This is a genomic window from Pseudomonas sp. E1BtOHC1 (genome assembly GCF_058744285.1).
Genome location: NZ_CP196023.1, coordinates 2,357,731 through 2,383,866, shown reverse-complemented (window position 1 = coordinate 2,383,866; position 26,136 = coordinate 2,357,731). Strand labels below are relative to the sequence as shown.

The 26,136-nt window shown below is 63.9% G+C and carries 27 protein-coding genes and 1 pseudogene; 9 read left to right on the top strand and 19 right to left on the bottom strand.

Going from position 1 to position 26,136, the window contains the following annotated elements; genetic code table 11:
• Position 1 precedes the first annotated feature (1 nt).
• The 3 genes from ACSSVC_RS10965 to ACSSVC_RS10955 form a co-directional block, all read right to left on the bottom strand.
• A complete protein-coding gene (locus ACSSVC_RS10965; RefSeq protein WP_446438934.1) occupies positions 2–1,621 on the bottom strand; it encodes an aldehyde dehydrogenase (NADP(+)) in 1,620 nt (539 codons plus the stop codon).
• 44 nt (positions 1,622–1,665) lie between these two features.
• The gene (locus ACSSVC_RS10960) at positions 1,666–3,237 is read right to left on the bottom strand and encodes an APC family permease (RefSeq protein ID WP_346634932.1); all 1,572 of its coding nucleotides are present in this window, start codon (positions 3,235–3,237) and stop codon (positions 1,666–1,668) included.
• Positions 3,238–3,379: 142 nt separating this feature from the next.
• Positions 3,380–4,300 carry a dihydrodipicolinate synthase family protein gene (locus tag ACSSVC_RS10955; protein ID WP_492612281.1) on the bottom strand — a complete coding sequence of 307 codons (921 nt, stop codon included), beginning with the start codon at positions 4,298–4,300 and terminating at the stop codon, positions 3,380–3,382.
• A gap of 264 nt (positions 4,301–4,564) precedes the next feature.
• Here ACSSVC_RS10955 and ACSSVC_RS10950 point away from each other — a divergent pair, with 264 nt between their 5' ends.
• The 5 genes from ACSSVC_RS10950 (at position 4,565) to ACSSVC_RS10930 (ending at position 9,000) form a co-directional block, all read left to right on the top strand.
• The gene (locus ACSSVC_RS10950) at positions 4,565–5,497 is read left to right on the top strand and encodes a 4-hydroxyproline epimerase (protein ID WP_492612280.1); all 933 of its coding nucleotides are present in this window, start codon (positions 4,565–4,567) and stop codon (positions 5,495–5,497) included.
• Complete coding sequence (locus ACSSVC_RS10945; protein ID WP_346634934.1) at positions 5,494–6,615, top strand: NAD(P)/FAD-dependent oxidoreductase; 1,122 nt, start codon at positions 5,494–5,496, stop codon at positions 6,613–6,615. Before ACSSVC_RS10950 ends, ACSSVC_RS10945 begins: the two co-directional genes overlap by 4 nt.
• Complete coding sequence (locus ACSSVC_RS10940) at positions 6,612–6,845, top strand: (2Fe-2S)-binding protein (RefSeq protein ID WP_492612279.1); 234 nt, start codon at positions 6,612–6,614, stop codon at positions 6,843–6,845. The genes ACSSVC_RS10945 and ACSSVC_RS10940 overlap by 4 nt, the downstream gene beginning before the upstream one ends.
• The gene (locus ACSSVC_RS10935) at positions 6,842–8,110 is read left to right on the top strand and encodes an FAD-dependent oxidoreductase (protein ID WP_346634936.1); all 1,269 of its coding nucleotides are present in this window, start codon (positions 6,842–6,844) and stop codon (positions 8,108–8,110) included. The genes ACSSVC_RS10940 and ACSSVC_RS10935 overlap by 4 nt, the downstream gene beginning before the upstream one ends.
• A 113-nt stretch (positions 8,111–8,223) precedes the next feature.
• Positions 8,224–9,000 (top strand): AraC family transcriptional regulator, encoded by a 777-nt coding sequence (locus tag ACSSVC_RS10930; protein WP_346634937.1) that lies wholly within the window; start codon positions 8,224–8,226, stop codon positions 8,998–9,000.
• A gap of 7 nt (positions 9,001–9,007) precedes the next feature.
• On the opposite strand, the gene ACSSVC_RS10925 is transcribed toward ACSSVC_RS10930, so the two are convergent.
• The 7 genes from ACSSVC_RS10925 to ACSSVC_RS10895 all read right to left on the bottom strand — a co-directional run bounded on the left by ACSSVC_RS10925 (position 9,008) and on the right by ACSSVC_RS10895 (position 14,490).
• Positions 9,008–9,781: a GNAT family N-acetyltransferase gene (locus tag ACSSVC_RS10925; RefSeq protein WP_346634938.1), complete on the bottom strand. Its 774-nt coding sequence runs from the start codon at positions 9,779–9,781 to the stop codon at positions 9,008–9,010.
• A 149-nt stretch (positions 9,782–9,930) separates the two neighbouring features.
• Positions 9,931–10,455 carry a DUF4142 domain-containing protein gene (locus ACSSVC_RS10920; RefSeq protein ID WP_346634939.1) on the bottom strand — a complete coding sequence of 175 codons (525 nt, stop codon included), beginning with the start codon at positions 10,453–10,455 and terminating at the stop codon, positions 9,931–9,933.
• Positions 10,456–10,612: 157 nt separating this feature from the next.
• A complete protein-coding gene (locus ACSSVC_RS10915; RefSeq protein ID WP_346634940.1) occupies positions 10,613–11,962 on the bottom strand; it encodes a sensor domain-containing protein in 1,350 nt (449 codons plus the stop codon).
• Positions 11,963–12,066: 104 nt separating this feature from the next.
• Positions 12,067–12,705 carry a LysE family translocator gene (locus ACSSVC_RS10910; protein ID WP_346634941.1) on the bottom strand — a complete coding sequence of 213 codons (639 nt, stop codon included), beginning with the start codon at positions 12,703–12,705 and terminating at the stop codon, positions 12,067–12,069.
• A 125-nt stretch (positions 12,706–12,830) separates the two neighbouring features.
• Positions 12,831–13,007 carry a VOC family protein gene (locus ACSSVC_RS10905; protein ID WP_346634942.1) on the bottom strand — a complete coding sequence of 59 codons (177 nt, stop codon included), beginning with the start codon at positions 13,005–13,007 and terminating at the stop codon, positions 12,831–12,833.
• 3 nt (positions 13,008–13,010) lie between these two features.
• A complete protein-coding gene (locus ACSSVC_RS10900) occupies positions 13,011–13,742 on the bottom strand; it encodes a PA3715 family protein (protein WP_446438939.1) in 732 nt (243 codons plus the stop codon).
• Positions 13,743–13,752: 10 nt separating this feature from the next.
• The gene (locus ACSSVC_RS10895) at positions 13,753–14,490 is read right to left on the bottom strand and encodes a PA3715 family protein (protein WP_346634944.1); all 738 of its coding nucleotides are present in this window, start codon (positions 14,488–14,490) and stop codon (positions 13,753–13,755) included.
• Between the two features lie 129 nt (positions 14,491–14,619).
• Here ACSSVC_RS10895 and ACSSVC_RS10890 point away from each other — a divergent pair.
• Positions 14,620–14,751 (top strand): annotated as a pseudogene (locus tag ACSSVC_RS10890) (type II toxin-antitoxin system RelE/ParE family toxin); the annotation flags it as partial.
• A 51-nt stretch (positions 14,752–14,802) separates the two neighbouring features.
• Here ACSSVC_RS10890 and yiaY read toward each other — a convergent pair.
• A complete protein-coding gene (gene yiaY / locus ACSSVC_RS10885) occupies positions 14,803–15,951 on the bottom strand; it encodes an L-threonine dehydrogenase (protein ID WP_346634945.1) in 1,149 nt (382 codons plus the stop codon).
• Positions 15,952–16,107: 156 nt separating this feature from the next.
• Between yiaY and ACSSVC_RS10880 the strand changes: the two genes are divergently transcribed.
• On the top strand, positions 16,108–17,127 hold the full coding sequence (locus ACSSVC_RS10880; protein WP_404939931.1) for a DUF4917 family protein: 1,020 nt from the start codon (positions 16,108–16,110) through the stop codon (positions 17,125–17,127).
• A gap of 111 nt (positions 17,128–17,238) precedes the next feature.
• Here the strand turns inward: ACSSVC_RS10880 and ACSSVC_RS10875 are convergent, their stop codons facing one another.
• The gene (locus ACSSVC_RS10875) at positions 17,239–17,781 is read right to left on the bottom strand and encodes a helix-turn-helix domain-containing protein (protein ID WP_123726337.1); all 543 of its coding nucleotides are present in this window, start codon (positions 17,779–17,781) and stop codon (positions 17,239–17,241) included.
• A 161-nt stretch (positions 17,782–17,942) separates the two neighbouring features.
• Here ACSSVC_RS10875 and ACSSVC_RS10870 point away from each other — a divergent pair, with 161 nt between their 5' ends.
• On the top strand, positions 17,943–18,725 hold the full coding sequence (locus ACSSVC_RS10870; RefSeq protein WP_346634946.1) for an aldolase: 783 nt from the start codon (positions 17,943–17,945) through the stop codon (positions 18,723–18,725).
• A 33-nt stretch (positions 18,726–18,758) separates the two neighbouring features.
• Positions 18,759–19,646: a dihydrodipicolinate synthase family protein gene (locus ACSSVC_RS10865; RefSeq protein ID WP_346634947.1), complete on the top strand. Its 888-nt coding sequence runs from the start codon at positions 18,759–18,761 to the stop codon at positions 19,644–19,646.
• 69 nt (positions 19,647–19,715) lie between these two features.
• Here the strand turns inward: ACSSVC_RS10865 and ACSSVC_RS10860 are convergent, their stop codons facing one another.
• From ACSSVC_RS10860 to ACSSVC_RS10830, 7 genes are all read right to left on the bottom strand, one after another.
• A complete protein-coding gene (locus ACSSVC_RS10860; protein ID WP_446438940.1) occupies positions 19,716–20,249 on the bottom strand; it encodes a hypothetical protein in 534 nt (177 codons plus the stop codon).
• Positions 20,249–20,893, bottom strand: coding sequence for a hypothetical protein (locus tag ACSSVC_RS10855; protein ID WP_346634949.1), 645 nt, complete (start codon positions 20,891–20,893; stop codon positions 20,249–20,251). Before ACSSVC_RS10855 ends, ACSSVC_RS10860 begins: the two co-directional genes overlap by 1 nt.
• A gap of 262 nt (positions 20,894–21,155) precedes the next feature.
• Positions 21,156–21,494, bottom strand: a complete 339-nt coding sequence (locus tag ACSSVC_RS10850) for a YegP family protein (RefSeq protein ID WP_346634950.1) — start codon at positions 21,492–21,494, stop codon at positions 21,156–21,158.
• A 63-nt stretch (positions 21,495–21,557) separates the two neighbouring features.
• Entirely contained in the window at positions 21,558–22,910 is a 1,353-nt protein-coding gene (locus tag ACSSVC_RS10845; protein ID WP_492612278.1) for an LLM class flavin-dependent oxidoreductase, read from the bottom strand.
• A complete protein-coding gene (locus ACSSVC_RS10840; protein WP_346634952.1) occupies positions 22,903–24,330 on the bottom strand; it encodes an MFS transporter in 1,428 nt (475 codons plus the stop codon). Before ACSSVC_RS10840 ends, ACSSVC_RS10845 begins: the two co-directional genes overlap by 8 nt.
• Before the next feature lie 131 nt (positions 24,331–24,461).
• On the bottom strand, positions 24,462–25,211 hold the full coding sequence (locus ACSSVC_RS10835) for a tRNA-dependent cyclodipeptide synthase (protein ID WP_346634953.1): 750 nt from the start codon (positions 25,209–25,211) through the stop codon (positions 24,462–24,464).
• A 4-nt stretch (positions 25,212–25,215) separates the two neighbouring features.
• Positions 25,216–25,992 (bottom strand): 2OG-Fe(II) oxygenase, encoded by a 777-nt coding sequence (locus ACSSVC_RS10830; protein WP_404938529.1) that lies wholly within the window; start codon positions 25,990–25,992, stop codon positions 25,216–25,218.
• Positions 25,993–26,136 lie beyond the last annotated feature (144 nt).

The window sequence follows — 26,136 nt, the reverse complement described above, 5'->3', positions numbered from 1 at the left end:
TCTATGAGCAGTGAGTGAAAGCTCCTGTGGGAGAGTTTGTTGTGGGGCTGATCGGCCCCTGGCCATCGATCAGTTGCGGCACCTGCAACCGATTGCCGCTGGACAGTTCGACAGGCAGCAACACCTCCGGCAGATCCTGGTAAGACACTGGACGCAGAAAACGCTGGATCGCCAGGCTGCCCACCGAGGTGCTGCGACTGTCGGAGGTGGCCGGGAACGGACCGCCATGAACCATGGCGTGGCCCACTTCGACCCCGGTGCCGAAGCCGTTGACCAACAGGCGTCCGGCCTTGCGCTCCAATAGCGGCAGCAGCGTCCGGACCTGGGGGTGGTCGCCATCGCTCAGGTGCAGCGCAATGGTCAACTGGCCCTCCAGGCTTTGCAGCACCTGTTGCAAGGCAGCAAAGTCCGGGCAACGCACGATCAACGAGGCCGGGCCAAAGACCTCCTCGCGCAATGCTGCGCAGCCCATGAAGGCCTCGGCCGAGGTGGCGAGCAACGCGCCTCGGGCCTGGCTGCCCTGCCCCGCCAGGCCCTGGGCCAAGACCTGCACCTGGGGATGGGCCGCCAGGGCGGCAACGCCCTGGCAGTAACTGCGGTGAATGCCTGGAGTGAGCATGGTCTGCGCCGCCTGTGTATCTAGGGCTGCTGCGGCAGCGTGTTCAAAGCGCTGCAATGCCGAGCCTTCCAGGGCCAGGATCAAGCCCGGGTTGGTACAGAACTGCCCGGCGCCCTGGGTCAGCGAGGCAACGAACGCCGGGGCAATCTGCTCCGCCCGTGCCTCCAGGGCTTGGGGCAACAACAGCACCGGGTTGATGGAGCTCATCTCGGCGTACACGGGAATCGGCTCAGGGCGCAAGGCGGCGATCTGCATCAGCGCGACCCCGCCCGTGCGCGAGCCGGTGAACCCCACCGCCTTGATCCGCGGGTCCGCCACCAGCCCCTGGCCGATGGCCCGGCCACTGTCGAACAGCAGCGAAAACACCCCCTCGGGCAACCCCAGGCTCTGCGCGGCCCGGACAATGGCCTGCCCCACCAGCTCTGATGTACCGGGGTGCGCCGAGTGGGCCTTGACGATCACCGGGCAACCCGCCGCCAAGGCCGAGGCGGTGTCGCCGCCGGCCACGGAAAACGCCAGGGGAAAGTTCGACGCGCCAAACACCGCCACCGGGCCCAGGCCGATATGCCGCAGGCGCAGCTCGACCCGGGGCAGAGGCTGACGCTCAGGTTGCGCCGGGTCGATCCTGACCCCGAGAAAACCGCCGTCACGGACCACCTGGGCAAACAGGCGCAACTGGCCGACGGTGCGCCCCCGCTCACCTTCCAGGCGGGCCCGGGACAAGCCGGTTTCCAACTGACAGCGCTCAATCAGCTCCTCGCCCAACGCCAGAATATGGCTGGCAATGCTCTCCAGAAATGCCGCCCGCTGTGCAAGCGGCAGCTGGCGATAAGGATCGAAGGCCGCCTGGGCCAAGGCACAGGCGCGCTCGAGCTCAGCTGCCGAGGCGCCACCGAAAGCCGGTTGCAACACCTCGCCACTGGCGGCGGCCAGCCCATGAACCGAGCCATTGCCGCCAAGCACGGCGGTGTGACCTATCAGCATCTGTCCCGTAACAGTCATGGATTACCTCGTCTGCGTGAAAGTGATCGTGATCGTGATCGTGGTCATTCCACCTCATCGCCATCGAGCACCAGCTTGGCGCTGGGCACCCCGGTATTGGCCCCCCAGTAATAGATGCACAGGGCCATGAGAGTGACGGTGAGGGTGTCGTAGGGGTGACTCAGGGCGCCGATACCGCCGAAGCTGCCCAGGTAGGAAATGAGGATGGTCAACGCGTAGAAGGCGATCAGCCACAGGGACGAGCGGACCTGTTCCCCCAGGCTCAGGTGATCGGTGGGTACCAGGCGCTTGCACAGCAGGTAGATCACAAACATCAGGATCTGCAGCCCCAGCAGCCAGGACACCGTGCCCCAGCCGGACCAGTAGACAATCAACGCCGCGATCACGAAGGACACCGGGCCGAGCAAGGCAAACGCCCTGACCCGGAACGGCCGCGGCATCTGCGGTGCACTCTTGCGCAACGCCGCGACGCTGATGGGGGCCACCGCATAACTGAGCACCAGGGCCGCCGAAACCACGTTGATCAGTGCCTCCCACGAGGGGAACGGCAGGGTCCAGAACACCGATAGGCCGAAGGTCAGCCATAACGCCGGACGCGGGATGCCGGACTGTTCATCGATGCGGGTGAAGATCTTGAAAAAGGTCCCGGTCCGGGCCCAGCCGTACACCACCCGTGGCGTGGCGTTCATGTAGATGTTGCCGCAGCCGCTGGGGGAGATCACCGCATCGGCCACCACCAGATAGGCCAGCCAGCCGACCCCGAGGGTCAGGGCAATGTCGCGGTACGGCAGGGAGAATTCCTTGCTGATGCCGCTCCAGCCGTTGGCCAGCATTTCCGTGGGAATGCTCCCCAGAAAGGCCAGTTGCAACAGGCCGTAGATCAAGGTCGAAAGCAGCACCGAGAGAATCAGCGCGATGGGAATGGTGCGCTGGGGATTACGCACTTCACTGGCCACGGAGATGATCGGCGTCAGCCCCAGGTAGGCGAAGATGATGCCCCCCGCCGAGACCGCCATCTCGATTCCCGACAGGCCGAACGGGGCAAAACCCTGGACGTGGAAGTTGTCGGGCTTGAAGAAGGTGAACAGCACCGCGATCACCAGCAGCGGCACGATGAACTTGAACAGGCTGATGAAATTGTTGGATTTGGCGAAGGTCTTGACGCTGTAGTAGTTGAGCCAGAAGAACAGGCACAACAGGGCAAACTGCACCAGCCAGCCGATGATGGTCGGGTTGCTGGAGCCTTCGTGGGTCAATGCCGGGAACCAGGCCGCGGCGTATTGCCGGGCCGCCACCACTTCAATCGCCACCAGGCTGGAAAAGGCGATCAGGGTGATGAACCCCATCAAGTAGCCCAGCAGCGGGCCATGGGAGAACACCGGGTAACGCACCACGCCACCGGCCCGCGGCAGGGCGGCTCCCAGCTCGCAATAGACGATGCCCAACAGCAGCACGGCGAACCCGCCCAGCAGCCAGGAAAAGATCCCCGCCGGCCCGGCAATCGCCGAAACGTGGCTGGCAGCGAACAGCCAGCCGGAACCGAAGATCGCACCCAGACCGATAAAGGTCAGGTCCACCAGAGAGAGTTGTTTCTTGAATTTACCTTTGCCTGACATGGGGCTGCGCCTTTTTGAGGTTATTGGAATAGGCAGGTCGAATGTCACGTCGACGGAACCGCTCGACGCTTGCAGCACGTGTGATGTTCCAAAAGCGGGCGCCCCCACCCAGGGCGCCCGACCCACTCCTACAGGCCAGTTTCTACAGGCCGACGTCCGGCAGGCTCGGGCGCGTGGCCAGGGCCTTGGCGACTATGGCTTTGACTTCGGCCAGGGTTTCACCCTGCAGTGCCAGACGCGGCGGCCGGGTGATGGACGAGCCACGGCCCACCAGTTCTTCGCAGAGCTTGATGCACTGCACCAGGTCCGGACGAGCGTCCAGGTGCAGCAGCGGCATGAACCAGCGGTACAGGGCCAGGGCCTCCTCGAAACGCTGTTCCTTGGCCAGGCGGAACAGGGTCTCGCCTTCCTTGGGGAAGGCCACGGACATGCCCGAGACCCAGCCCTCGGCCCCCACCGCCACGCTCTCGACCACCACATCATCAAGGCCGGCGAACAGCACGAAGCGATCGCCGACCGCGTTGCGCAGATCGATGAAACGCCGGGTATCGCCGGAAGAATCCTTGAAGCAGACGATGTTCTCGCAGTCCTGCAGGGCGATCAGCACTTCGGGGGTGACGTCATTCTTGTAGATCGGCGGGTTGTTGTAGACCATCACCGGCAGGTCGGTACCGGTGGCCACCGCACGAAAATGCGCCGCGGTTTCATGGGGCTTGGCCGAGTACACCAGGGCCGGCATCACCATCACCCCGTCGACTCCGACCCTGGCCGCTTCGCGCACCGTATGGCGGGCGAACTCGGTGGTGAATTCGGCCACCCCGGCGATCACCGGCACCCGGCCGCCGGCGGCGTCCTTGGCGACTTCGATCACTGATAGCTTTTCCGTGGTACTCAAGGAGGTGTTCTCCCCCACGGTGCCGCACACCACCAGGCCGGATACGCCATCGTCCACCAGGTTGCGCATGACCTTGTGGGTGGCCTGCAGGTCGAGGGAGAAATCGGCTTTGAATTGAGTGGTCACAGCGGGGAACACACCGCTCCATTGGATGGCTTTACGGCTCATGGTCTTGTCCTTGTGTGAGGTCGGCGGGGCCGACTGACGTTGAAAACCCAGACCAGAGTCGCCTTTTATCCCCCTCGCAGCTTGAGGCTTTTCGTCCCTGCAAGAGACGAAATCGGCACACTCGCCCCTCGCCCCACTGTGGCTTCAGCGCCACAGGAGCCATGGCGTGACTGTGCCGATTTCGTCATCTGCAACAGCGAAAACCCACAAGCAACGCCGCCCCCGCCAAGGCCACTCTGTAGCTCTTTCCCGTCAGGTGCCGCCATGAAAAAAATAACCGTGATCGACTCACACACCGGGGGTGAACCCACTCGCCTGGTGATCGACGGCTTTCCCGAGCTGGGCCGTGGCTCCATGGCCCAGCGCCTCCAGACCCTGCGCAGTCAGCACGATCACTGGCGCCGCGCCTGCGTCCTCGAACCCCGGGGCAGCGACGTGCTGGTGGGGGCCCTGCTCTGCGAACCGCAGGCCGGGGATGCCTGTGCCGGCGTGATCTTTTTCAACAACAGCGGCTACCTGGGCATGTGCGGCCACGGCACCATCGGCCTGGTGCGCTCGCTGTACCACCTGGGCCGCATCGACTACGGCGTGCACCGCATCGAAACCCCGGTGGGCACGGTGGAGGCCACCTTGCATGACGACCTGTCAGTGAGCGTGCGCAATGTCCCCGCCTATCGCTACCGCACCCAGGTGGCGCTGCAAGTGCCGGGGCACGGCACGGTGCATGGCGACATCGCCTGGGGCGGCAACTGGTTCTTCCTGATCAGCGATCACGGCCAGGACATTGCCCTGGACAATGTCGAAGCCCTGACCCAATACACCTGGCGCGTGCGCGAGGCCCTGGAAGCCGCCGGGGTGACCGGGGCCGAGGGCGGGGTCATCGACCACATCGAACTGTTCGCCGACGACCCACAGGCCGACAGCCGCAACTTCGTGCTCTGTCCCGGCAAGGCCTACGACCGCTCCCCCTGCGGCACCGGCACCAGCGCCAAGCTGGCCTGTCTGGCCGCGGACGGCAAGCTCGCTCCGGGCCAGACCTGGCGCCAGGCCAGCGTCATCGGCAGCCAGTTCAGCGCCCACTACGAGCAGGCCGGCGAGCGGATCATTCCCACCCTGCGTGGTAGCGCCCACATCAGCGCCGAAGCGACCCTGCTGCTCGATGACAGCGACCCGTTCGCCTGGGGCATCGGCTCGTGAATTCCCAGGGCGAGGCCGACGTGATCGTGGTCGGCGCCGGCATCATCGGTGCCACCTGCGCCCATGAACTGGCCGGCCGCGGCCTGCGGGTGCAGGTGCTGGACGACGCCCGTGGCGGCGCCACCGGGGCCGGTATGGGGCATCTGGTGGCCATGGACGACAACCCGGCGGAGCTGGCCCTGAGTCATTACTCCATCGTCCTGTGGCGGCAACTGCGGGAACGTCTGCCCGAGGCCTGTGCCTATCGCAACTGCGGCACCCTGTGGCTGGCCGCCGACCGCGAGGAAATGGACCTGGCGCGCGCCAAGCAGCAGACCCTGGCAGACCACGGCGTCACCGGCCAACTGCTCGACGGCCGGCAACTGGCGGCGCTGGAGCCGATGCTGCGCCAGGGCCTGGGAGGCGCCCTGAAGATCCCCGGGGACAGCATTCTCTATGCCCCGGCCACCGCCCACTGGATGCTCAGCAGCCATCCACTGATCCAGCGCCAGTACGGCCATGTGCGCCGGGTTGCCGGCGATCAGCTGGAGCTGGACGACGGCCGGGTCCTGCGCGCGCCCCGGGTGCTGCTGGCCAACGGTCTCGCCGCCCGGGAACTGCTGCCGGCCCTGCCCCTGCGGCCAAAGAAGGGCCACCTGCTGATCACCGACCGCTACCCGCAACAGGTCCAGCATCAACTGGTAGAACTGGGCTACGCCGCCAGCGCCCATGCCAGTGACGGTACCTCGGTGGCCTTCAACGTCCAGCCGCGTCCAACCGGCCAGTTGCTGATCGGCTCGTCCCGGCAGTTCGACACCCTCGATCCTCAAGTCGAACCGGCCGTACTGGCGCCCATGCTGCAACGGGCAGTGGAATACCTGCCGGAGCTGGCAACGCTCAACGGTATCCGCGCCTGGACCGGCTTTCGCGCCGCCACTCCGGACGGCCTGCCGATCCTGGGTGAACACCCGCAACAGCCGGGCCTGTGGCTGGCCGTCGGCCATGAAGGCCTGGGCGTGACCACCGCCCCCGGCAGCGCGCGGCTGCTGGTGGACCTGATGCTCTGCGAATGCCCGGCGATCGACCCCCGCCCCTATCGGCCCGGACGCTTCGCCACCCTGACAGGAGAACGCCCGTGATCATCTACCTGGATCAGCAAGCGCTGGAGATCCGCTCCGGCCTCACGGTGGCCGCCGCCGTGGCCACCAGCGGCATGCCCTATACCCGCACCGCCTGCAGCGGTGCTCCACGAGCGCCGTTCTGTGGCATGGGCATGTGCCAGGAATGTCGAATGACCATCGACGGTCGCCGTCAACTGGCCTGCCAGACCCTGTGCCGGGATGGCATGCAAGTGGAGCGCAGCCAATGAGCGCCCAACGCCTGCACTGCCAGATAGTCATAGTCGGCAGCGGCCCGGCGGGGCTCGCCGCCGCCCAGGCCGCCAGCCACAGCGCGACCTCGATCCTGATGATCGATGACAACCCGCGGCCCGGCGGACAGATCTGGCGCAATGGCCCCGGGCACCCGCCCACAGCCCTCCAGGCCGAGCGTTTCAAGGTCCTGCAGCACCCGGCGCTGCGCTACCTCAGCGCCACCCGCATCATCGCCGCCCTGGGCCCGCAACGCCTGTTGCTGGAGGATGCACAGCAGGCCTGGCAGGTGGACTTTGAACACCTGATCCTGTGCTGCGGCGCCCAGGAATTGCTGCTGCCCTTTCCCGGCTGGACCCTGCCCGGGGTCACCGGCGCCGGAGGCCTGCAGGCGCTGCTGAAGAATGGCCTGCAAGTGAATGGAAAAAACCTGGTGATCGCCGGCAGCGGCCCCTTGCTGCTGGCCAGCGCCGCCACCGCGCGCCAGGCCGGCGCCCGCGTGGTGCGGGTGCTGGAACAGACCCCAGCAGCCTCCGTGCTGGGTTTCGCCGGCCAGCTGTGGCGCTGGCCAAGCAAGCTGGCCCAGGCCCTGAAGCTGGCTACCCCGGCCTACCGTTGCAACGCCCATGTGGTGGAAGCCCTGGGGGACCGGCACCTGCAAGGGGTGCGCATCCGCCAGGGTCGACGCAGCGAAGAAATCCCCTGCGACTACCTGGCCTGCGGCTTCGGCCTGGTGCCCAATACCCGTCTGGCCAGCCATCTGGGCTGTCACCTGGAACACGGCGCCATCGTGGTCGACCACCAGCAGCGCAGCAGCCTGCCCCAGGTCCTTGCCGCCGGTGAATGCACCGGCATCGGTGGCAGCGAACTGGCCCTGATCGAAGGCGAGATTGCCGGCTGCGTCGCCAGCGGCCAGAGCGTCCGAGCGGCCAGCTTGATCCGCCAGCGCCAACACTGGCAGGCCTTTGCCAGGCAGTTGCAGCGTCACTTCGAGCTGCAACCGCAGATCCTCGAACTGGCCCGCCCCGAGACGCTGCTGTGCCGTTGCGAAGATGTGCCCTACGCTGCGGTGGCGGCGGCAGCCGATTGGCCCAGCGCCAAGTTGCACAGCCGATGCGGCATGGGGGCCTGCCAGGGCCGGGTCTGCGCCAGCGCTGCCCAGCGCCTGTTCAACTGGCCCATAGTGGCCCCGCGAACGCCGCTGGTCCCGGCCCGGGTCGCCACCCTGATGCTCGACGAGACCTGCCACGACGCCGCAGACTGAGCCCCTGAACCCACCCTGGCCGGGAATACCCGGCCAGCTTGCACAGCCCTTTTGTACCCCCTGGCTTTATCGACACAGATCCATCCCCCAAGCCCCCTAGAGAGAGGCCGACGATGATCGATAGCGCACAGCTCCACCACTTGCCCAGGGCCATCGCCGCCCAATCCCTCGGGGACATCAACAGCCTGCTGGCCAGCATGGCTCCGATCACGCCCCTGCTGGACTGCATTCCCAGCGCGGTGTTCTTCATCAAGGACCTGCAGGCCCGGTACCTGATCGCCAACCTGACCCTGGCCCAGCGCTGCGGCTTCAAGAACATCCGGCCATTGCTCGGCAAGACCTCCGCAGAAGTCTTTCCGGCGGTGCTCGGCCCGGTCTACACCGAGCAGGACCAGCGCGTGCTGCGCCAGGGCATCACCATCAAGGGCCAACTGGAGTTGCACCTGTACGGCAGCCGCGAACCCGGCTGGTGCCTGACTCACAAACTGCCGCTGTATGGACGCGACGGACAGATCATCGGCATGGCCGGCATCTCCCTGGACCTGCAGGCAGCCCGTGACACCCATCCGGCCTACGAGCGTTTGGCGGCCGTGGACCGGCATATCCGCGAGCACTACAGCGAAGCCATCCGCCTGCAGGACCTGACCCGCATCGCCAACCTGTCCACGGCGCAGCTGGAGCGCTACTGCAAGCGCATCTTCCACCTCACGCCCCGGCAGATGATCCACAAGGCACGCCTGGAACACGCCTCACGGCTGCTGCTGACCCAGGAGCCCATCACCGAGGTGGCATTGCAATGCGGCTACACCGACCACAGCGCCTTCAGCCGGCAATTCAAGTCCCTGACCGGACTCAGTCCACGGCAGTTCCGGCTCAACGCCACGACTTAGCCAGGACTTACTCCTGGCAGAAGGTGCAGTAGTCGAACAAGCCCGTGAAGCCGACCTTGCGGTAGATCGACAGGCCGTCGAGGGAGGCTTCGAGCACACAGATTTTCGCGCCCTGGGCCTGGATCAGGCGCAGCACCGAGTGAATCAGCGCCGTGGCATAGCCCCGCCCCTGGCACTCCTGCAAAGTGCCGATATCATCCAGCCGCGCCACCCCCGGCCCCAGGGACAGCGTCAGGGCGCTCACCGGACGCTGGTCGACATACAGAGTGAAATGGCGCAGCGCCCTGCCGGCCTGCAACGCCGCCCGATGCCGTTCCAGGTACTGCTCGATGCCCCCACCATTGGGCTCGAACGCACTCTCCACCGGTAGCCCCCAATCGTCCAGATGCTCATCGGTGCAACGCACATCCGCCAGTGGCACCAGTACCTCCTGCGCTTCATAGGTCGCCAGATCCAGCACCATGCAAGTGGTCTTGTCCGCGGGCATCAGGTTCTGCTGTTGCAACTGCAGACTGACCCGTGACACCTGCGCCTGAGGGATCACCACACAGAACGGCATGCCGGTGCGCTGCAGGAACGCCACGCCCTCGGCCAGTTGCTCGCTGTTGTCGCCAGCCTGGTCCGTCATCATCAACAGATTCAGGCTGCTGGCTTCGACCCCAGTGCAATAGGCACTGAGATCGGAGCCGAAGCGCCGATAGAACTGGGAGATGGAAACGAAGAAATAGTCTTCCGCCTGATGATACAGATCGATGATCGACGCGCTGGGTACCTGCGCCATCTGCTACCTCCTTGAGCCTCGCGGCGCGCCATGCGTCGCCTGATCCGAGCCACGTTAAGCCCACAGGCCCGGCGGCTCCAGCACAATCCTGTTTTATTGTGCGAAGGAATGTTCTGAGGTGTAAGCAGACAGCGTTGGTTGATCACCACTCAACCATCCAGGCGATCGCCGGGGCGTCCGGCCTGGATGGCCTTGGCCATTTGCAGGTGGTTCTCCAGCTTGGGCAAGGTTTCCTCGGCGAAGGCCTTGAGCTCCGGCACTTCACTGGTTTGCGCCTGTTGCTGGATCTGCCGGATCGCCGCTTCAGTGGCCTTGATCTGGCTCGCGGCATAGGCGCGGTCGAAATCCGCACCCTCGGGCACCTGTGGCATCAGGCGCTTGGCCTGGTCCACTACCTGCTCTCGGGGGGCCACCGGCAGGTCCAGTTGCCTGGCGATTTTTGCCAGGTGCTGATTGGCGGTGGTGCGATCGTTGATCACCTGAATGGTGTATTCCTTGACCGCCCGGGACGAGGTTTGCTGATGCGCCAGGCGACTGGCTTCGATATCGGCCATGCCCTTGGCCGAAGCGTCGTCGATAAAGGCCGCGGGGGACTGGGCCAGGGCGTTGCTGGCGCCAAGGCCGAGCAACAAGGCCAGGCCGGCACGACCGAGGATTGTGGCCATGGGGTTCATGCGGGGAGTCTCCTCTTGCAAATCAATACGGCGGGAGCCACAGCACCCGCCTGCATTGGGAAAACCCGGAGCCACAAAGGTTTACAACAATCGCCGCCGGTACGACGAACGGCGACTCTTTCAGGCCTGGACCAGAGCCCTGCCCCTGGCCATGACTTCAGGCGCTGGAGCGGCTTTTGCGCTCGCGCTTGACCGCGTACATCGCCTCATCGGCGTGCTTGAACAGCTGCTTTTCTTCCAGGCCATGTTCGGGGTACAGGCCAATGCCGATACTCGGCAGGATACGCAGGGAATGGCCATCCAGGCGCAGGGGCTCGTTTAGCGCGCGGCGAATCTTCTCGGCTACATGCTGGGCATCGTCACTGTGCTGCACGCTCTCGAGCAGCACCACGAACTCATCGCCGCCCATGCGCGCCACGGTGTCGGTTTCCCGCACGCAGCCCTTGAGGCGATTGGCCACTGCTTGCAGCAGCATGTCGCCCACAGCATGCCCGCAGGTGTCGTTGACCTCCTTGAACTTGTCCAGGTCGACATACAGCAAGGCCATGCGTCCCGACTCGCGCCGGGCCCGAGCCAGGGCTGAACGCAAGCGCTCGCGCAGCAGCTCGCGGTTAGGCAGATGGGTCAGTTGATCGTACTCGGCCATGTAATGCAGGCGCGCATGCAATTGCGCGCGTTCGATGGCAGCGGCGAGCTGGGCACTGACGTACTGCAGCAATTCCAGCTCTGCATCACCGTAGCCTTGTGCGCCGGGTGCACTTTTGACCATGAGCACACCGATGGTGCCCTTCTGCGAATTCAGTGGTACGCCCAGCCAGCAGCGAGGACCTTGAGCGACGGCGAACTCGTTCCACAAATCCCGGCTCAACGGACACTCCGGTGCCAGCAGCAAGGACTGGCCGTGCCGCAGCACTTGCGTGCAGAAACGCCCGATCAAGGTCCCGGGCTGCTCCGGGCTGCTTTCGCAGTCATCGACGTGGTAGGGAAAGTTCAGGCTATCGCTGCGCTCGTCGTACAGCGCCAGAACGAAATTGAGCGCCGGCAGCCACTCGCCGATGATCCGATGCACATGCTTGAACAGCACCAGCAGGTCCTCGGTGGCATGGGCCGCTTCGGAAATGGCATACAACGCCGCCTGTTTCGATTCGGCCTGTTTACGCTCGGTAATGTCCCGAGCCACGGCGATGCGCAACTGGTCCACTTCCGACCAGCGCGCCGACCAGAGGATGTGTGCCACCCGCCCGTCCTTGCGCAGGTAACGGTTCTCGAAATTCGGTTTGGGCACGCCCCCCATGATTTCCCGGGCGGCCTGCAAGGTGCGCTCACGATCGGCCGGGTGCACCAGCTCGATCATCGGCCGGCCGATCAGTTCATCGGCGGTGTAGCCGAAGACCCGCTCGCAGGCGGCACTGACAAACACGAAGCGCCCATCGATATCCACTGCGCACACAGCGTCCAGAAGCAGATCGATAAAGCTCGCCAGAGGCGCGGAATTGTTGGTTGCCATCAGAGAAAGCTACTACCCATGAAAAATGCACTGAGTACCCATCCCTTGAGCCCGGTCAGGTGGGATCGCCACCGACTGCGCACCGTCGCAACCCGCGCGGTACGTTATGCCTTGTTACCGATCAACCCCGGCACCGCATGCAACAGGGCATTGATCGCAAAACCGATGAACATCACCCCGCAGACCCGGGTGATCGCCAGCTCGTGACGCTGATACCAACTGCGTACCTGACGCGCACCGACCACGCCGATGAGAATAGCGTAAGCGCCGAGGCCGCCAAGGAAGCTCAGGGCAATCAGGCCGGGAAGCATGGACCAGCTGAGCAGCTCCGCACGGCTGGACAGCAGCGCGGTGAACGTCGCCACCGCCACCGGATAGGCCTTGGGATTGGTCAGGCCGAAGATGATCCCGTGCCAGAACGGATTGCGCGCAGCGCCCTGAGGTTCATCGCCATTGCTACCACGACTGCGAATAGCCCGCAGCCCCAGCCAGAACAGGTACAGACCGCTGAGCACCCCGAGGATATTGAAGGCGTCGCTGCCGATTTCCCGGGCGCCGACAATGGCGATCAGCGCCGTACTGCACCAGACCACATCGCCCAGCAGGTGCCCGCAGAGAAACCCGGCGCCGGCCTGCCGACCACGGGAGGCGCCAATACCGAAGACCGCCAGGACTCCTGGTCCGGGGGTGATCGCGTAAATGAAACCCGAGGCGATAACGGCCAGTAACAGCGATGAGGTCATCAACAAGACTCCAGAACGGATGCACCTCACGGAAACGCCAGGCACAGAATGAATCTGCCGGATTCTGCACGATCAAGGCACCTTGCCACCAGCGGCTTTCGTCAGCTGCTTCCGCTAGCGGCGCCTCAGTCGGCGGGGTAAAAGCGCATCCCAGCGTAAGGATGTTCGCGACAGGCCCGTAATCGCGAAGCCAAATCACCGACATGAGTCTCCAGACGCAGTTGCAACTGCGAGTGATAGAAGGCCAGGCTGCGGGGCAAGTCGCTGACCGCCAGGGTCAGGTGATTGAGGCCGGTGAGCATCGATTACTGTCCTTTCAGGGCTTTGCTCAACACGTAGCGCCGGCCGTCATAGTGCAGGGTCGCCAGCGTGTTCCTGGGCGCCAGGTCACGGCTTTCACAGCCGTCGCGGCCCTTGAAATGCTCGGTACTGACTTCACGGGTACGCACGATCAGATCGGCGTAACCGTTGCGCTGGCCGCTGCCGACTTCCAGGGTCCGGTGCAGGGTCCGGGAGCGGCCCACGCATTCGCTGCCCCAACCAAACTCGCCGGTGCTTTCATCCACCACCAATCCTTCCAGCAGCGGCAGGACCTCCTTGTCTTCACGTCGATACAGGGTCAGCACGCTTTTCTCGTAGGGCATGGCACTGGAGCTGTGGTGATAGAGAACCCGCAGGCCAAAGGCCCGCTGCTCTTCGTTCAAGCGGTAGCGCCCGGTGTCGATCTGCAGCCCTTGCAGGGCCACGGCATCGGAGAACAGAGCGGAATCCTTGTAGTTGCTGGCCAGGGTCCAACCGGAGTCGATGTCCTGCAGCGATACGTCCAGGCTGTAGCTGCTGACGTCGCCAGCCTGGCTCCCGGGCATGGGCGTCGCCCGGGCACTGATGCTCAGTTCCGGCTCCGCGGGCCAGGGCTTGCAGACATAGAGCTCTCCGGGGATATCCGTCGTGTTGTCACAGTGCGCCTGCGCCGCCGTGACACCCCCCAACCAGGCACAGAGCACCAGGCCCAGACCCCATGGTTCAAGCCACTTCATCAAAACTCCTTCAGATACCGCTGTAACCATTGGGCAGGACGTAACGCTGGCCATCGTAATGCAGCGTGATGAGCACCGGCTTGGCGGTCACGGACTTGGACTGGCACTCCTCCCCCACTTTTTCGCTCCGGGTACTGACGCTGACCGAACGCACGATCAGGTCGGCATAGCCATGGCTGCGGGTCTTGGCGATATCCAGGGTGCGAGTGGTTTCAGTGCCCTCGCCGGTGCACTGGCCATCCCACTCGCCGTTGTAGGAGCGGGCCAGGAACTTCTCCAGCACCGGGCGCAGGGTGCTGCCTTCGCGCACGTAGAGACTGAGCCAGATCTGATTGAAGGGGTTGACCCGGGAGGAGCCCTCGAACGCCGCCCGAACCCCAAAGGCCCGCACTTCTGGCGCCAGTTGGAAGCGCCCGGTGTCGAGCGTCACGCTTTCCAGGCGGAAGGCGTCGGAGACGAAAGCCACAGGCTGTCTGTAACTGGCCAGGGGCTTGCCGCTGTTGCGCTCCAGCACTGCCAGTTGCAGATTGTAAGTGCCGTCCCCGTCGCCGGTGTCGCTGGGGTCCGGGACTTGTTCTGACAGCAGGCTGATGCTCTGGTCGTCAAAGGCCGGCCAGTCCTTGCACAAGGAAAAGCCCGGAACCTCGGCGTTGCGTGGCGGCGGCAGGCACTGGGCCGCGACGGATGTGGTGCCGGCCAGCAGCGCGAGGCTGCCCAGAAGCGGGATCAGAGAAGAGCGACGGAACATTCACGACTCCTTGTGACAGGCGGATACAGCGCGGTTTCAGGTCGCACTATCCTCTGCCCCGCCGACGCTTTCAACGCTGGGAGCACGGGTCCGGGAATAAGGCCGCCATATTGCTCAGGCCGATCCTCAGGCCGGCTACCCGGCACCCGGGGGTGGGTGATATCCGGCTGGCCTTACCTGATTCCCTACCGGGTGCGCGGGGACCGGCTCCAGATTCTGCGAATTTTCCATACCCACCGGCAGCCCCTGGCACGTTGGTGAACGCTTCACTTGTAGGAGCTGGCTTGCCAGCGAAACGGACTTACTCGTTCCTCAAAACGCGCTACGGAAAATCTCTTCGATCTGCCGCTGCTCCGCCGGACGCGGGTTGGTCAGGCCACAGGCGTCTTTCAGGGCATTGGCCGCCAGCACCGGAATGTCCTGCAACTTGGCACCCAGCTCGCGCAGCCCGGCAGGAATTTCCACATCCCGAGCCAAAACACGAATCGCCGCAATTGCAGCCTGGGCACCCTCCTCCGGGCTGAAGCCACGAATGTCCGCGCCCAGGGCGTGGGCCACATCGGTCAGGCGCTCGGCACAGACACTGGCGTTGAAGCTCTGCACATGGGGCAGCAGTACCGCGTTGCACACTCCATGGGGCAGATCATAGAAACCGCCCAGTTGGTGGGCCATGGCATGCACGAAGCCCAGGGAAGCGTTGTTGAAGGCCATGCCGGCGAGGAACTGCGCATAGGCCATGTTCTCCCGGGCCAGCAAATCGCTGCCGTCGTGCACCGCCTGGCGCAAGTTCGCGCTGATCATGCTGATGGCTTTCAACGCACAGGCGTCGGTGATCGGGTTGGCGGCGGTGGACACATAAGCCTCCACTGCGTGGGTCAAGGCGTCCATGCCGGTGGCGGCGGTCAGGCCCTTGGGCATCGCCACCATCAGCGCCGGATCGTTGACCGACAGCAGGGGCGTAACGTTGCGGTCGACAATGGCCATTTTCACGTGGCGCGACTCGTCGGTGATGATGCAGAAACGGGTCATCTCGCTGGCGGTGCCGGCGGTGGTGTTGATGGCAATCAGCGGCAGTTGCGGCTTGCTCGACTGATCGACGCCTTCGTAATCGCGAATATGCCCGCCGTTGGTGGCGCACAGGGCAATGCCCTTGGCGCAGTCATGGGGCGAGCCGCCCCCCAGGGAAATCACGAAATCGCACTGGGACTGCTGCAACTGCGCCAGCCCCTGCTCGACGTTGGCGATGCTCGGATTGGGCTTGGCGCCATCGAAGATCACCGAGTCGATGTCCTGCATGGCCAGCTTCTCGGCGATCATGCCCGCCACCCCGGCCTTGGCCAGCCCGACGTCGGTGACGATCAGCGCCTTGCGAAACCCATAATTGCGAATGGCGCTCATGGCCTCGTCCAGGCAATCGATGCCCATGATGTTGACGGCTGGGATAAAGAAGGTGCTGCTCATGAGGAGGTCTCCAGGCGAATGCCCAATGCGGGTGTCGATTCATGTCTGCCCGACAGGATCGACTCATCGGTCACGGGCGATCTTGATCTGGCTCAAGGGTCGGTCGTGATAAAGTCGGCGCCCTGATTACCTTCTGCCTTGAGACCAATGACCGCGATGACGGATTTCCAGGAATTTGACGCCAAACTTGAAGACTGGAACGCCCTGGTCACCAGCACGCCGTTCAGTGGCCTGCTGATCGGCAACGGTGCCAGCCGTGCCGTGTGGGAGGATTTTGCCTACGACTCGCTGTTCGAAAACGCTCGCACAGTGGAAGAAAAGCCCCTGAGCCAGTCCGAGCTCAGCGTCTTCGAAGCCCTGCAGACCCGCAGCTTCGAACAGGTATTGGGCGCCCTGAAAACCACCAGCCGGGTCAACAAGGCCCTGGCGGTCAGCTCGGCGGCGCCGCGCAACCGCTACTACGCCATCAAGGAAGCCCTGATCAACACCGTGCATGCGGTGCACATCCCCTGGCGCCTGGTGCAGCCGCAAAGCCTGGCGGCGATCAACCAGGAGTTGCGACGCTATCCCACGGTGTTCACCAGCAACTACGACCTGCTCAACTACTGGGCGGTACAGCATGACAGCCAAGGCATCGACGACCTGTTCCACGGCGCCGATCCGGCCTTCGCACTGGGCACCACCTCCAGCACCGCTACCCGCTTGCTCTACCTCCACGGCGGCCTGCACCTGGTGCGCAACCTGGACGGCAGCGCACGCAAGCTGAGCTCCACCGAAGGCACCCTGCTGGGCAGCTTCGCCATCAACAACACCCTCAAGACCCTGGACGACGTGCCGCTGTTTGTCAGCGAAGGGCCCCTGGCGGACAAGCTCAAGACCATCCGCAGCTCGGACTACCTGTCGTTCTGCTACCAGCAGTTGCTGGACCACAGCGGCGCCCTGTGCATCTTCGGCCACAACCTCGGCCCCCAGGACCAGCATCTGGTGCAGGCGATCCGCCAGTCGGCCACCAAGACCCTGGCCATCTCCATCTACCCACGCAGCGCAGCCTTCATCCAGCACCAGAAGCGCCACTACGCCAAGCTGTTCGAGGGCCTGGAGCTGAGCCTGCGCTTCTTCGATTCCAAGACCCACGCCCTGGGCAACCCGGCGCTGTCAGTCCCCGTAGAACGCTGATCAGCCCCGCAGATCTCACGACTGGCGCAAGGAACTGGCTTGCCAGCGAAGGCGGCCGCAGAAGCAACACAAGGCTCCACCGCCCGGCCAGCTCCTGGCGGATGAGCGCCCTCAGTCCTCGCTGCTGTGCACCACCACCAGCAACTGCGCCTGCTCGTCCCCCAGGGAGCGGATGCGATGGGGCTTTTGGGCATTGAAGTGCAGCGCGTCGCCACGGTTGAGAATCACCCGCTCGTTCATGAAGTCCACTTCCACCTGGCCTTCATGAACAAACAGGAACTCCTCCCCCAGGTGTTCCTTGAAGGTCTTGTCACTGAACTCTTTGGCCGGGTAGATGATGAACGGCAGCAGATTGCGTTCACTGACCTGATGGGCCAGCACCGCATATCCCGGCGTCTGCCCGTTGGCTGCCAATGACTGGCGCTCGTCGCTGCGCACCAGGCTGTAGCTGTCCAGGCTGATGCTGTCCTCGGCGAACAGCTCCTCGACCTTGACGTTCAGCGCCTTGGCCAGCTTCAAGGCGGCTGCAATCGACGGCGTGTTCAACCCGCGCTCGACTTTCGACAGGTAGCTCTTGGTCATCCCGGATTTTTCAGCCAGGGCCTCCAGGGTCACGCCAAGTTTTTTTCTCAATAATTTCAAACGGATAGACATGTAAAGCGATTAATCCATCTAGAAAACAACGATTGGCGCTTGCCAATGACACAAAGTGTCATATAGCCTCTTTAGTGTCATCAGCATTCACCCAACGACCTTGCAAGTAGCAGGTGAAGTGCAGACCCGACGTCCATTGCACCCTCACCAAGGACCCCGATATGGCCAAGACATTAGCATTGCCCAAGGACCAACTGATCAAGCAAGCCCTGACCCAGATGCAAAATACACTGGCGGATAATACGTGGACCGACCGGCAAAAGCTGGCCCTGACCTGCCGCATTCTGTTCGAGAACGGTCACGACTCGGGCCTCGCCGGGCAGATCACCGCCCGCGGTCCGCAGCCAGGCACCTACTACACCCAGCAATTGGGCCTGGGTTTCGATGAAATCAGCGCCAGCAACCTGCTGCTGGTCAACGAAGACCTGGAAGTCCTGGAAGGCCACGGCATGCCCAACCCGGCCAACCGCTTCCACAGCTGGGTGTACCGCGCCCGCCCGGACGTGAACTGCATCATCCACACCCATCCGACCCACGTTGCCGCGCTGTCGATGCTGGAAGTGCCCCTCGAGGTATCGCACATGGACCTCTGCCCGCTGTATGAGGACTGTGCCTTTCTCGAACCCTGGCCCGGGGTGCCAGTGGGCAACGAAGAAGGCGAAATCATCTCCGCAGCCCTGGGAGACAAGCGCGCGATCCTGCTTTCCCACCACGGTCAGCTGTCCACCGGGGCCAGCATCGAGGAAGCCTGTGTCATCGCCCAACTGATCGAGCGCGCAGCCAAGCTGCAACTGCTGGCCATGGCCGCCGGCACCATCAAGCCGATCCTTCCTGAGCTGGGTCGTGAAGCCCACGACTGGATCTCCAAGCCCAAGCGCCATGGCGCCGCCTTCAACTACTACGCTCGGCAAAACCTGAAAAAACACGCCGACTGCCTGAACTGATCCACACCCTTATGCCTTGCTAGGAGTTGCACCATGTCTACACCCGATATCCACGGCATCATCGGCTACACCGTCACCCCCTTCGGCCCCCACGGCGAGGGCCTGGACCTGGACGCCCTCGGGCACTCCATCGACCGCATGATCGACGCCGGCGTCCACGCCATCGCCCCCCTGGGCAGCACCGGCGAAGGTGCCTACCTCAGCGATGCGGAATGGGATCAGGTCGCCGAGTTCAGCATCCGCCACGTGGCCAAACGCGTGCCGACCATCGTCAGCGTTTCCGACCTGACCACCGCCAAGGCCATCCGCCGCGCGCGTTTTGCCGAAGCCCAGGGCGCCGACGTGGTGATGGTACTGCCGGCCTCCTACTGGAAGCTCAGCGAAGCCGAGATCCTCGCCCACTACCAGGCCATAGGCGCCAGCATCGGCGTGCCGATCATGCTCTACAACAACCCGGCCACCAGCGGCACCGACATGTCGGTGGAGCTGATCCTGAAGATTTTCCACGCCGTGGAGAACGTCACCCTGGTCAAGGAAAGCACCGGCGACATCCAGCGCATGCACAAGCTGCAACTGCTGGGCGAAGGCCAGGTGCCGTTCTACAACGGCTGCAACCCCCTGGCCCTGGAAGCCTTCGCTGCCGGTGCCCGCGGCTGGTGCACGGCGGCGGCGAACCTGATCCCCCAGCTCAATCTCGATCTGTACCAGGCCGTGCTGAACCATGACCTGCAACGGGCCCGGGAACTGTTCTACCGTCAGTTGCCGCTGCTGGACTTCATCCTCAAGGGCGGCTTGCCGGCCACGGTCAAGGCCGGACTGGAACTGGCCGGACTGAACGCCGGCGAGCCACGCCGGCCGGTGTTTGCCCTGAACGCGGGCGGTCGCCAACAGTTGCAGACGCTGCTGCATACCCTGGGTTGAATCCCTGACAAAAAAGCCCGGACGGCTGACACCGTCCGGGCTTTGGCATGGGCCACGTTCAACGGTCGCTCAGTGGCTGTTCAGCGCCACCGGGGCCTTGGCCTTGAACAGCGGGTCCTGCAGCATCTGCGCGATGAAGTCGTCGGTGATGCGCTGCACATGCTGGTATTGGCCGCCATCGAGATTGGCCCAGCCGCGCCAGGACCGGGTCTGATTACTGACCCGATACTTGGCCAGCGGCTGGTCACCACGGCTGACATGGAACATCACCTGACTGTCCCAGGTGGCCCGGGCCGGCACGATAAAAAAGGTCATCGCGCTGAGCAGCCCCATGGGAATGTTCTGCCAGCCAAAGTAATCACTGTTCGCCATCACGATCACGTTGTAGCCATCGGCACTGAACCCCGACTGCACCTGCTCGAAGGTGCCGCGACGACGCAGTTCGTCACGGATCAGGCCGCCGGGAATGGGCCCGATCACACTGACGCTGATGGCCGGCAACCTCTGCTGATAATCCACCTCGGCCGGCTTGAGACTATGGCTGGTCTGGCAACCGCCAAGCCCCAGCATCAACACCATCAACAACCACCAACCACTGCGCATTACAGATCCCCCGACAGCATGGCCTTGAGCATTGACGCCTTGGGCCCCTGCTCCTTGACGATCAGCGACGTGACGTCTTCCATCTTCTGCAGATCGACCCGTTGCAGGCTCGGCACCTGCGGGTACTTGGCGCGCACCAGAGCGGCGTCGCGCTCCAGGTGGTCACTGTGCAGAAACACGCACTTGGCCCCCGCCGCCGACAGGCAGCCGGCGCGGAAATCACCGACGTAATAGGCCTTGCCGGCTTCCAGTTCCAAGGGGATGGAGAAGTCTTCGCGGCTCCAGGAAGTGGCGTTGCCGCGGTCGAAGTGCAGGTTGTAGATCTCGTAGCGCCCGGGTTTGAGCGGCATCACGAACAGGCTGCCGATACCGTGCCAGGTCTCGCGCACATCGCGCGGGGTGCGACCGTAGACCTGGTTGTACAAGCGCGCCGAGGCGAACCCCTCACCGCCCCGTGGGCGAATCAGCAGCATCTGTTCGTTGGCGGTGTGCACCGCCTTCGGCCAGATGCCGACCACGCCCACCACATAGGCCACCCCCGACTGCGAATCGGGGCGCATGCTCTCGGCGATTTTCGTGGAAGACAAGCTGTAGCAACCGCTCAGCGCCAGCAGCGCGGCGAGTAATACGAGAGGGCGAATCATGAGGTCGCAAATCCCTTGGACAATGATCGATAACGTCAACCAGTGCGCCAGGCATGCCGACCGCCCGGTGACGGGCGCGGAGGATAATGCAAGTGATGGCATTTCGCCAGAATTCAGTCGCCAAGCGGCTGGCGTCCGCCAGGAGCTCGAACCAAAGCTCGCCGCCATCGCGGGCGACGAGTTTCAGCCGGGCAGATGGCGGCGCAGCCATGCGGCCTTGCCCCTGATCAGGCCAAGCGGCCGGGGCTTTGCCGAACCGGGTTTAAACGCCAGTCAGGTCCTTGATGTTGTGGCTCGGACCGTTGGCCTTGACGCTGGCGATGCCCTTGTCCCGGGCCGCCTCCGATGAATAGGTTTCACTGTTGCCGATGATCTGGTGATTGGCCGCCTTCAGCGTGAAATAGGGTTTGCCGTCCTTGGCGCTCTTGCGCTCGTAGCGCTCATCCAGGGGACTGTTGGTCTGCACCGAGGCAATGCCGTTCTCCGCGGCGGCGCGAGTGGTGTATTGCTCGCTGGTGAGAATGGTCTCGGCGTTGGCCGCCTTGAGCACGAAACGAAACTGACCGTTGCTGCTTTTCTTCAACTCATACCATCCGGACATGCTGTGGCTCCTTGCGTTGATCGATGGGCGTTGCGCCTTGAGAGTAAAGACTCTTTAAGCGATTCAGCCATTGCCCCGATGACTGAAAAATCGGTTTTCCACTCGCGCAAGCCCCAGGTGTTCGCGCAGGGTGTGCGCCGTGTAGCGCTGGCGAAACAGGCCCCGGCGTTGCAGCTCCGGGGTGATCAATTGCACGAAATCCTCGATGGCTCCCGGCAAATGGGTAAACAGCACATTGAAGCCATCGGCGGCGTACTCCTCGTACCAGGTCGCCAGTTCATCAACGATCTGCCCTGGCGTCCCCACCAGTACCTTGTGCCCGCTGGCGGACAGGCTGCGCAGCAGCTGCGCCAGCGTTGGCCGCTCCCGGCGGACCAGTTCCACCACCAGTTGCCGACGGCTCTTGTGCCGCTCGGTGGGCGCCGCGTCTGCCAACAGCGGCACTGGGGCATCCAGGGGCAGTGTCGACAGGTCGATGCCCAGGTCCAGCAAGTAGGACAGCGCCCTGAGCTGGGCCTGCGGGTCCTGCAGCTCCTGCAATTGCTGATACTTCTCCTCGGCCTCGTTGAGGGTCCGGCCGACGGTCGGCGCAATCCCCGGGAAGATCTTCAACTGCCGGGCATGGCGACCGTAATGGGGAAGTCGTTCCTTGAGCCCGACGTAGAAATCCTTGGCCTGTTGCAGGTCGCTCTGGGCGGTGAACACCAGCTCGGCACAGCGGGCCGCCAGCTCGCAGCCCGGGCCCGAAGACCCGGCCTGGGCGATCACCGGCCAGCCCTGCAGCGGACGCGGCGCATTCAACGGGCCCTGTACCTGGAAGTGCCGGCCACGATGCTCCAGCAGGTGCATCCTGTGCGGCTGCAACCACTGGCCGCTGGCCTTGTCCCGGGGAAAGGCGTCATCGGCCCAGCTGTCCCACAGGCCGCTGACCACCGTGAAAAACTCCTCGGCCCGGGCGTAACGTTCGGCATGGCTGGGGGGCTCGGGGTGATTGAAGTTCTCTGCGCCGATCAACCCCGTCACCAGGTTCCAACCGGCACGCCCCTCACTCAGGTGGTCCAGGGACGCGAACTTGCGCGCCAGGTTGTAGGGCTCGTTGTAGGTGGTGCTGGCGGTAGCGATCAGGCCGATATGCCGGGTCACCACGGCCAGCGCCGGCAGCAGGGTCAAGGGGTCCCAGCGCAAGCTGTAGGAACTGCGGGCCAGCACCCGGGGATCGAGATCCCCCACGGCCACGTTGTCGTTGAGAAACAGCGCGTCGAAACAGCCGCGCTCCAGGGTCTGGGCGTAGTGTCGGTAGCGCTGGAAATTCAACGAGGCATCGGCATCCGCCCGGGGATGGCGCCAACTGCCGCCGTGGGCGCCGGAGCCGGAGAGAAAGGCCCCCAGCCCCATCTGCCCGCTGCGCTCAGCCATGACCGGCGCCCTCCTCGGCCGCCGCCAGGGTAGCCGGGGCGGTACGCAGCAACAGGCTCACCGTGGCCCAGACCAACAGCGTCGCCACGGCCAGAAACCCCATCACCCCGCGATAACCGTTGAGAAAGGCGCCCTGGGCATCGTCCAGCGGCGTCGCGGAAAAGTAGTGGAACAAGCCCACCCCCACCGCCAGCCCCACGCCACCGCCGACGTTGTGCAGGGTCATCAGCGAACCCATGGCCACCGAGCCCACTTCCTGAGGCACCGAGGAAATCCCCAGCACCGTCGACGGCCCGAGAATACTGGCCCAACCCAGGCCCATGATGACGAAGGCGCCGAGCAGATACGCCAGCGACGTCTGGCGGTCGAACCCGGCCTGCAACAGCGCCGACAGCACGAACAGCAGCAGCCCGGTCTTGATCAGCAGCGCCGGGCCCTTGCGGTCCACCAGCCGTCCCACCAGCGGCGACAGCAGTGCCACCCCCAAGGTGGTGGGCAATAACAGCAAGCCGCTGGCCTGCACCGACTCACCACGGATCTGCGCCAGATACAACGGCATGACGAAAAACGCCACGCAGTAGAACAGCGCCAGACCGAAGCTTGCCGCGACCCCGGCGACAAAGCGTCGGTTGGCGAACAGCTTGAGATCGATGATCGGCGCCGCAACCCGTTTCTCCACCGCCAGGAAGGCCACCAGGGCCAGGGTCGCCAGGGCGATCAGACCCAGAGTCAGGTGCGAGCCCCAGCCCCAGGTTCCACCCTGAACGATCACCAGCACCAGGCTCGGCAAGCCGATCAGCAACAGCAACGCGCCCCATACATCCAGTCGTGCACCGGCCTCTGCCGAGCGGGACTCCTTCACGCTGAAACTGCAGATGCCCAGGCTCAGCAGCACGAAGGGCACGTTGATCAGGAAGATCCACTGCCAGCCAAAGCCACTGGTGATCAGCCCCCCCAGTACCGGCCCGATTGCCAGCCCCACGCCATTGACGCCGAACAGCACGCCGAAGGCCTTGCCCTGTTCGGCGCTGTCGAAGGTGCTGGAGACAATGGCCCCCGACGCGGTGTAGAGCACGGCGCAGGCCAGCCCCTGGATCACCCGGGCAGCGATCAGGGTGTCGATCTGCGTCGCCAGCCCAGCCGCCAGCGACGCCAGACCGAACACCGTCAAGCCGATGAACAGCACCCGCTTGCGTCCATGCAAGTCGGCCAGGCGCCCCACCAGCACCATGAAACTCGACAGCGCCAGGATGAAGCCGTTAATGACCCACTGCAGACTGTCCACCGAGGTCCCCAGATCGGTCTGCAATGCCGGCAGCGCCGTGTTGACGATGGTGAAATCCACACAGCCGAGAAAACTGGCAATGCTCACTCCGAGCAATGCCCACCATTTGCGTTGCTGTTGCGCAAAAACGCCCATGGAAACTCCTTGTCAGTCATAAAAAAACCGCTCTGCAGGAGCCCGCTTGCCGGCGAACAGGCCCTTGAGCCCTGCACCGCCCGCAAGGACGTCTTCGCTGGCAAGCCAGCTCCTACATTGATCGCGGCGGATCAGATGGCGATCGCGCCACTGGTCCAGTTCGGGTGAATGGCCCCAGGCAAGGTGAACGGAATCGGAATCCCGCGCTTCTTGAACTTCAGGGGCAGCCAGCGCACCCGATCCGGACTGTGGGGTTCGATCAACAGCTCGCGACTGGTGGCCATGGCCGTGGTCATCTGCTGCGGGTAGAGCACGTAGTGATAACCCTCATCGGCCCACAGCGGCAGGATGATGGGGATCTCTTCCAGGATGTATTCGCGGCACTGGGCCGCCGCGCGTTCGATGTCCGCGTGCTCGTCACGCAGGCGCAAACGCTCGGTGAACACGCCGATGGTGCTGTCGATGGCGTCGCGCAATTCCTCGCGCTGCTGATAGATGCGGTCCAACTGCTGGCGCAACTCGGCATAGCGGTCGCTGGCCAGTTCCTGGTTCCAGCGGGTGATGTGATAGGGCACCCGCAGGCCATCGAGGATGTCCTGGTTGCGCGCCAGCCAGGCATCGCCGTCGCGGATCGACGCCGACAACGCCTCCCCCGGAGATTTGCCGTGCTTGTTGTGGCGTTGCAGGGTGTCGGCCACCACCACCTTGACGTGACTGAAGCCGGACTGGTTGATCAGGTGAATGGTGGAGCGCAGCTTCTGGTCTTCGTGATATTCCTGGCCAACGCTGACCGCCAGGACCACGCGCTTGCCATCGAATTCGTGCTCTTCGCCGCCCTTGTTGAAGTAGGCCTTGAGATTGATTTCCTGCACCTTGCTCATGAGTTCAGCTCCAGTAGGCCAAAGGCTGTTGTTCGCCGTAGTAACCGATAAAGACCCCGAGGGTGACCCGGGTGCTGCTGGCCGAGGGGCGTACCGCGTGGATCAGCCGCGGGTTGAGCAGGATCAGGTCGCCCGGCTCGGGCTTGATCACGAAATCCGGCGGCGGCAGCAGATGGCGCTCGATGCCGTAGGCTCGTTCGCCGCGCAGGCGGTTGTACTCCTCCTCGTCCGGCTCGATGCCCCAGATCTCCAACTCTCCGCCGTCCTCGGGGATTTCCAGGTAGATGTTGGTGGACAGCTGGGTCAGCAGTGGCGGGCTGTGGCCCTGCGGCGCGTTGCGTTCGAGCTTGTCGGTATGGGGCGTGAGATCGACCCCCGAGCCCTGGAAGCGGGCGATACCGACAAAGCACTTCTGCCCGCCTACCTGCAGCAGGTGGGCGCCCTGAGGCCAGACCTCATCCAGCAGCAGGCGCAGCTCGTCGATGGGCGAGGCCAAGGGCCGGAACAGGTTGCGGATCTTGCGGATATTGGGCAGTGCCAGGGCATGGTATTCGGCGCGGCTCTGCTCATCCTGGATCTCGATATAGGCCTTGCCGACGCGGACGAATTCCTGCTGCTGGCTGAAGGCGCTGCGCAGCTCCTGCTGGTACAGATGATCCCGCGCCACCTGCAAGGTGTCCGGCGGACAGAAACCTTTGAGCTGGACGCCATAAGAACGTTTTTCAACGACATCGAGGATATGCCGCGCTTCAAGTTTGTCGGCAGTAGTGACTGTGAACATGCAAGCTCCCTTATTCCCTGGAAGTAGCGACGAAGTACATCTTTGGCAGAACGTAATAATTTATTTCAAGGCCACCTTAGGCAGTTGCCAATGCCTTGTGAAATACCCTTTATCTCTAATATCCAAACTTAAAAATGTATAGAA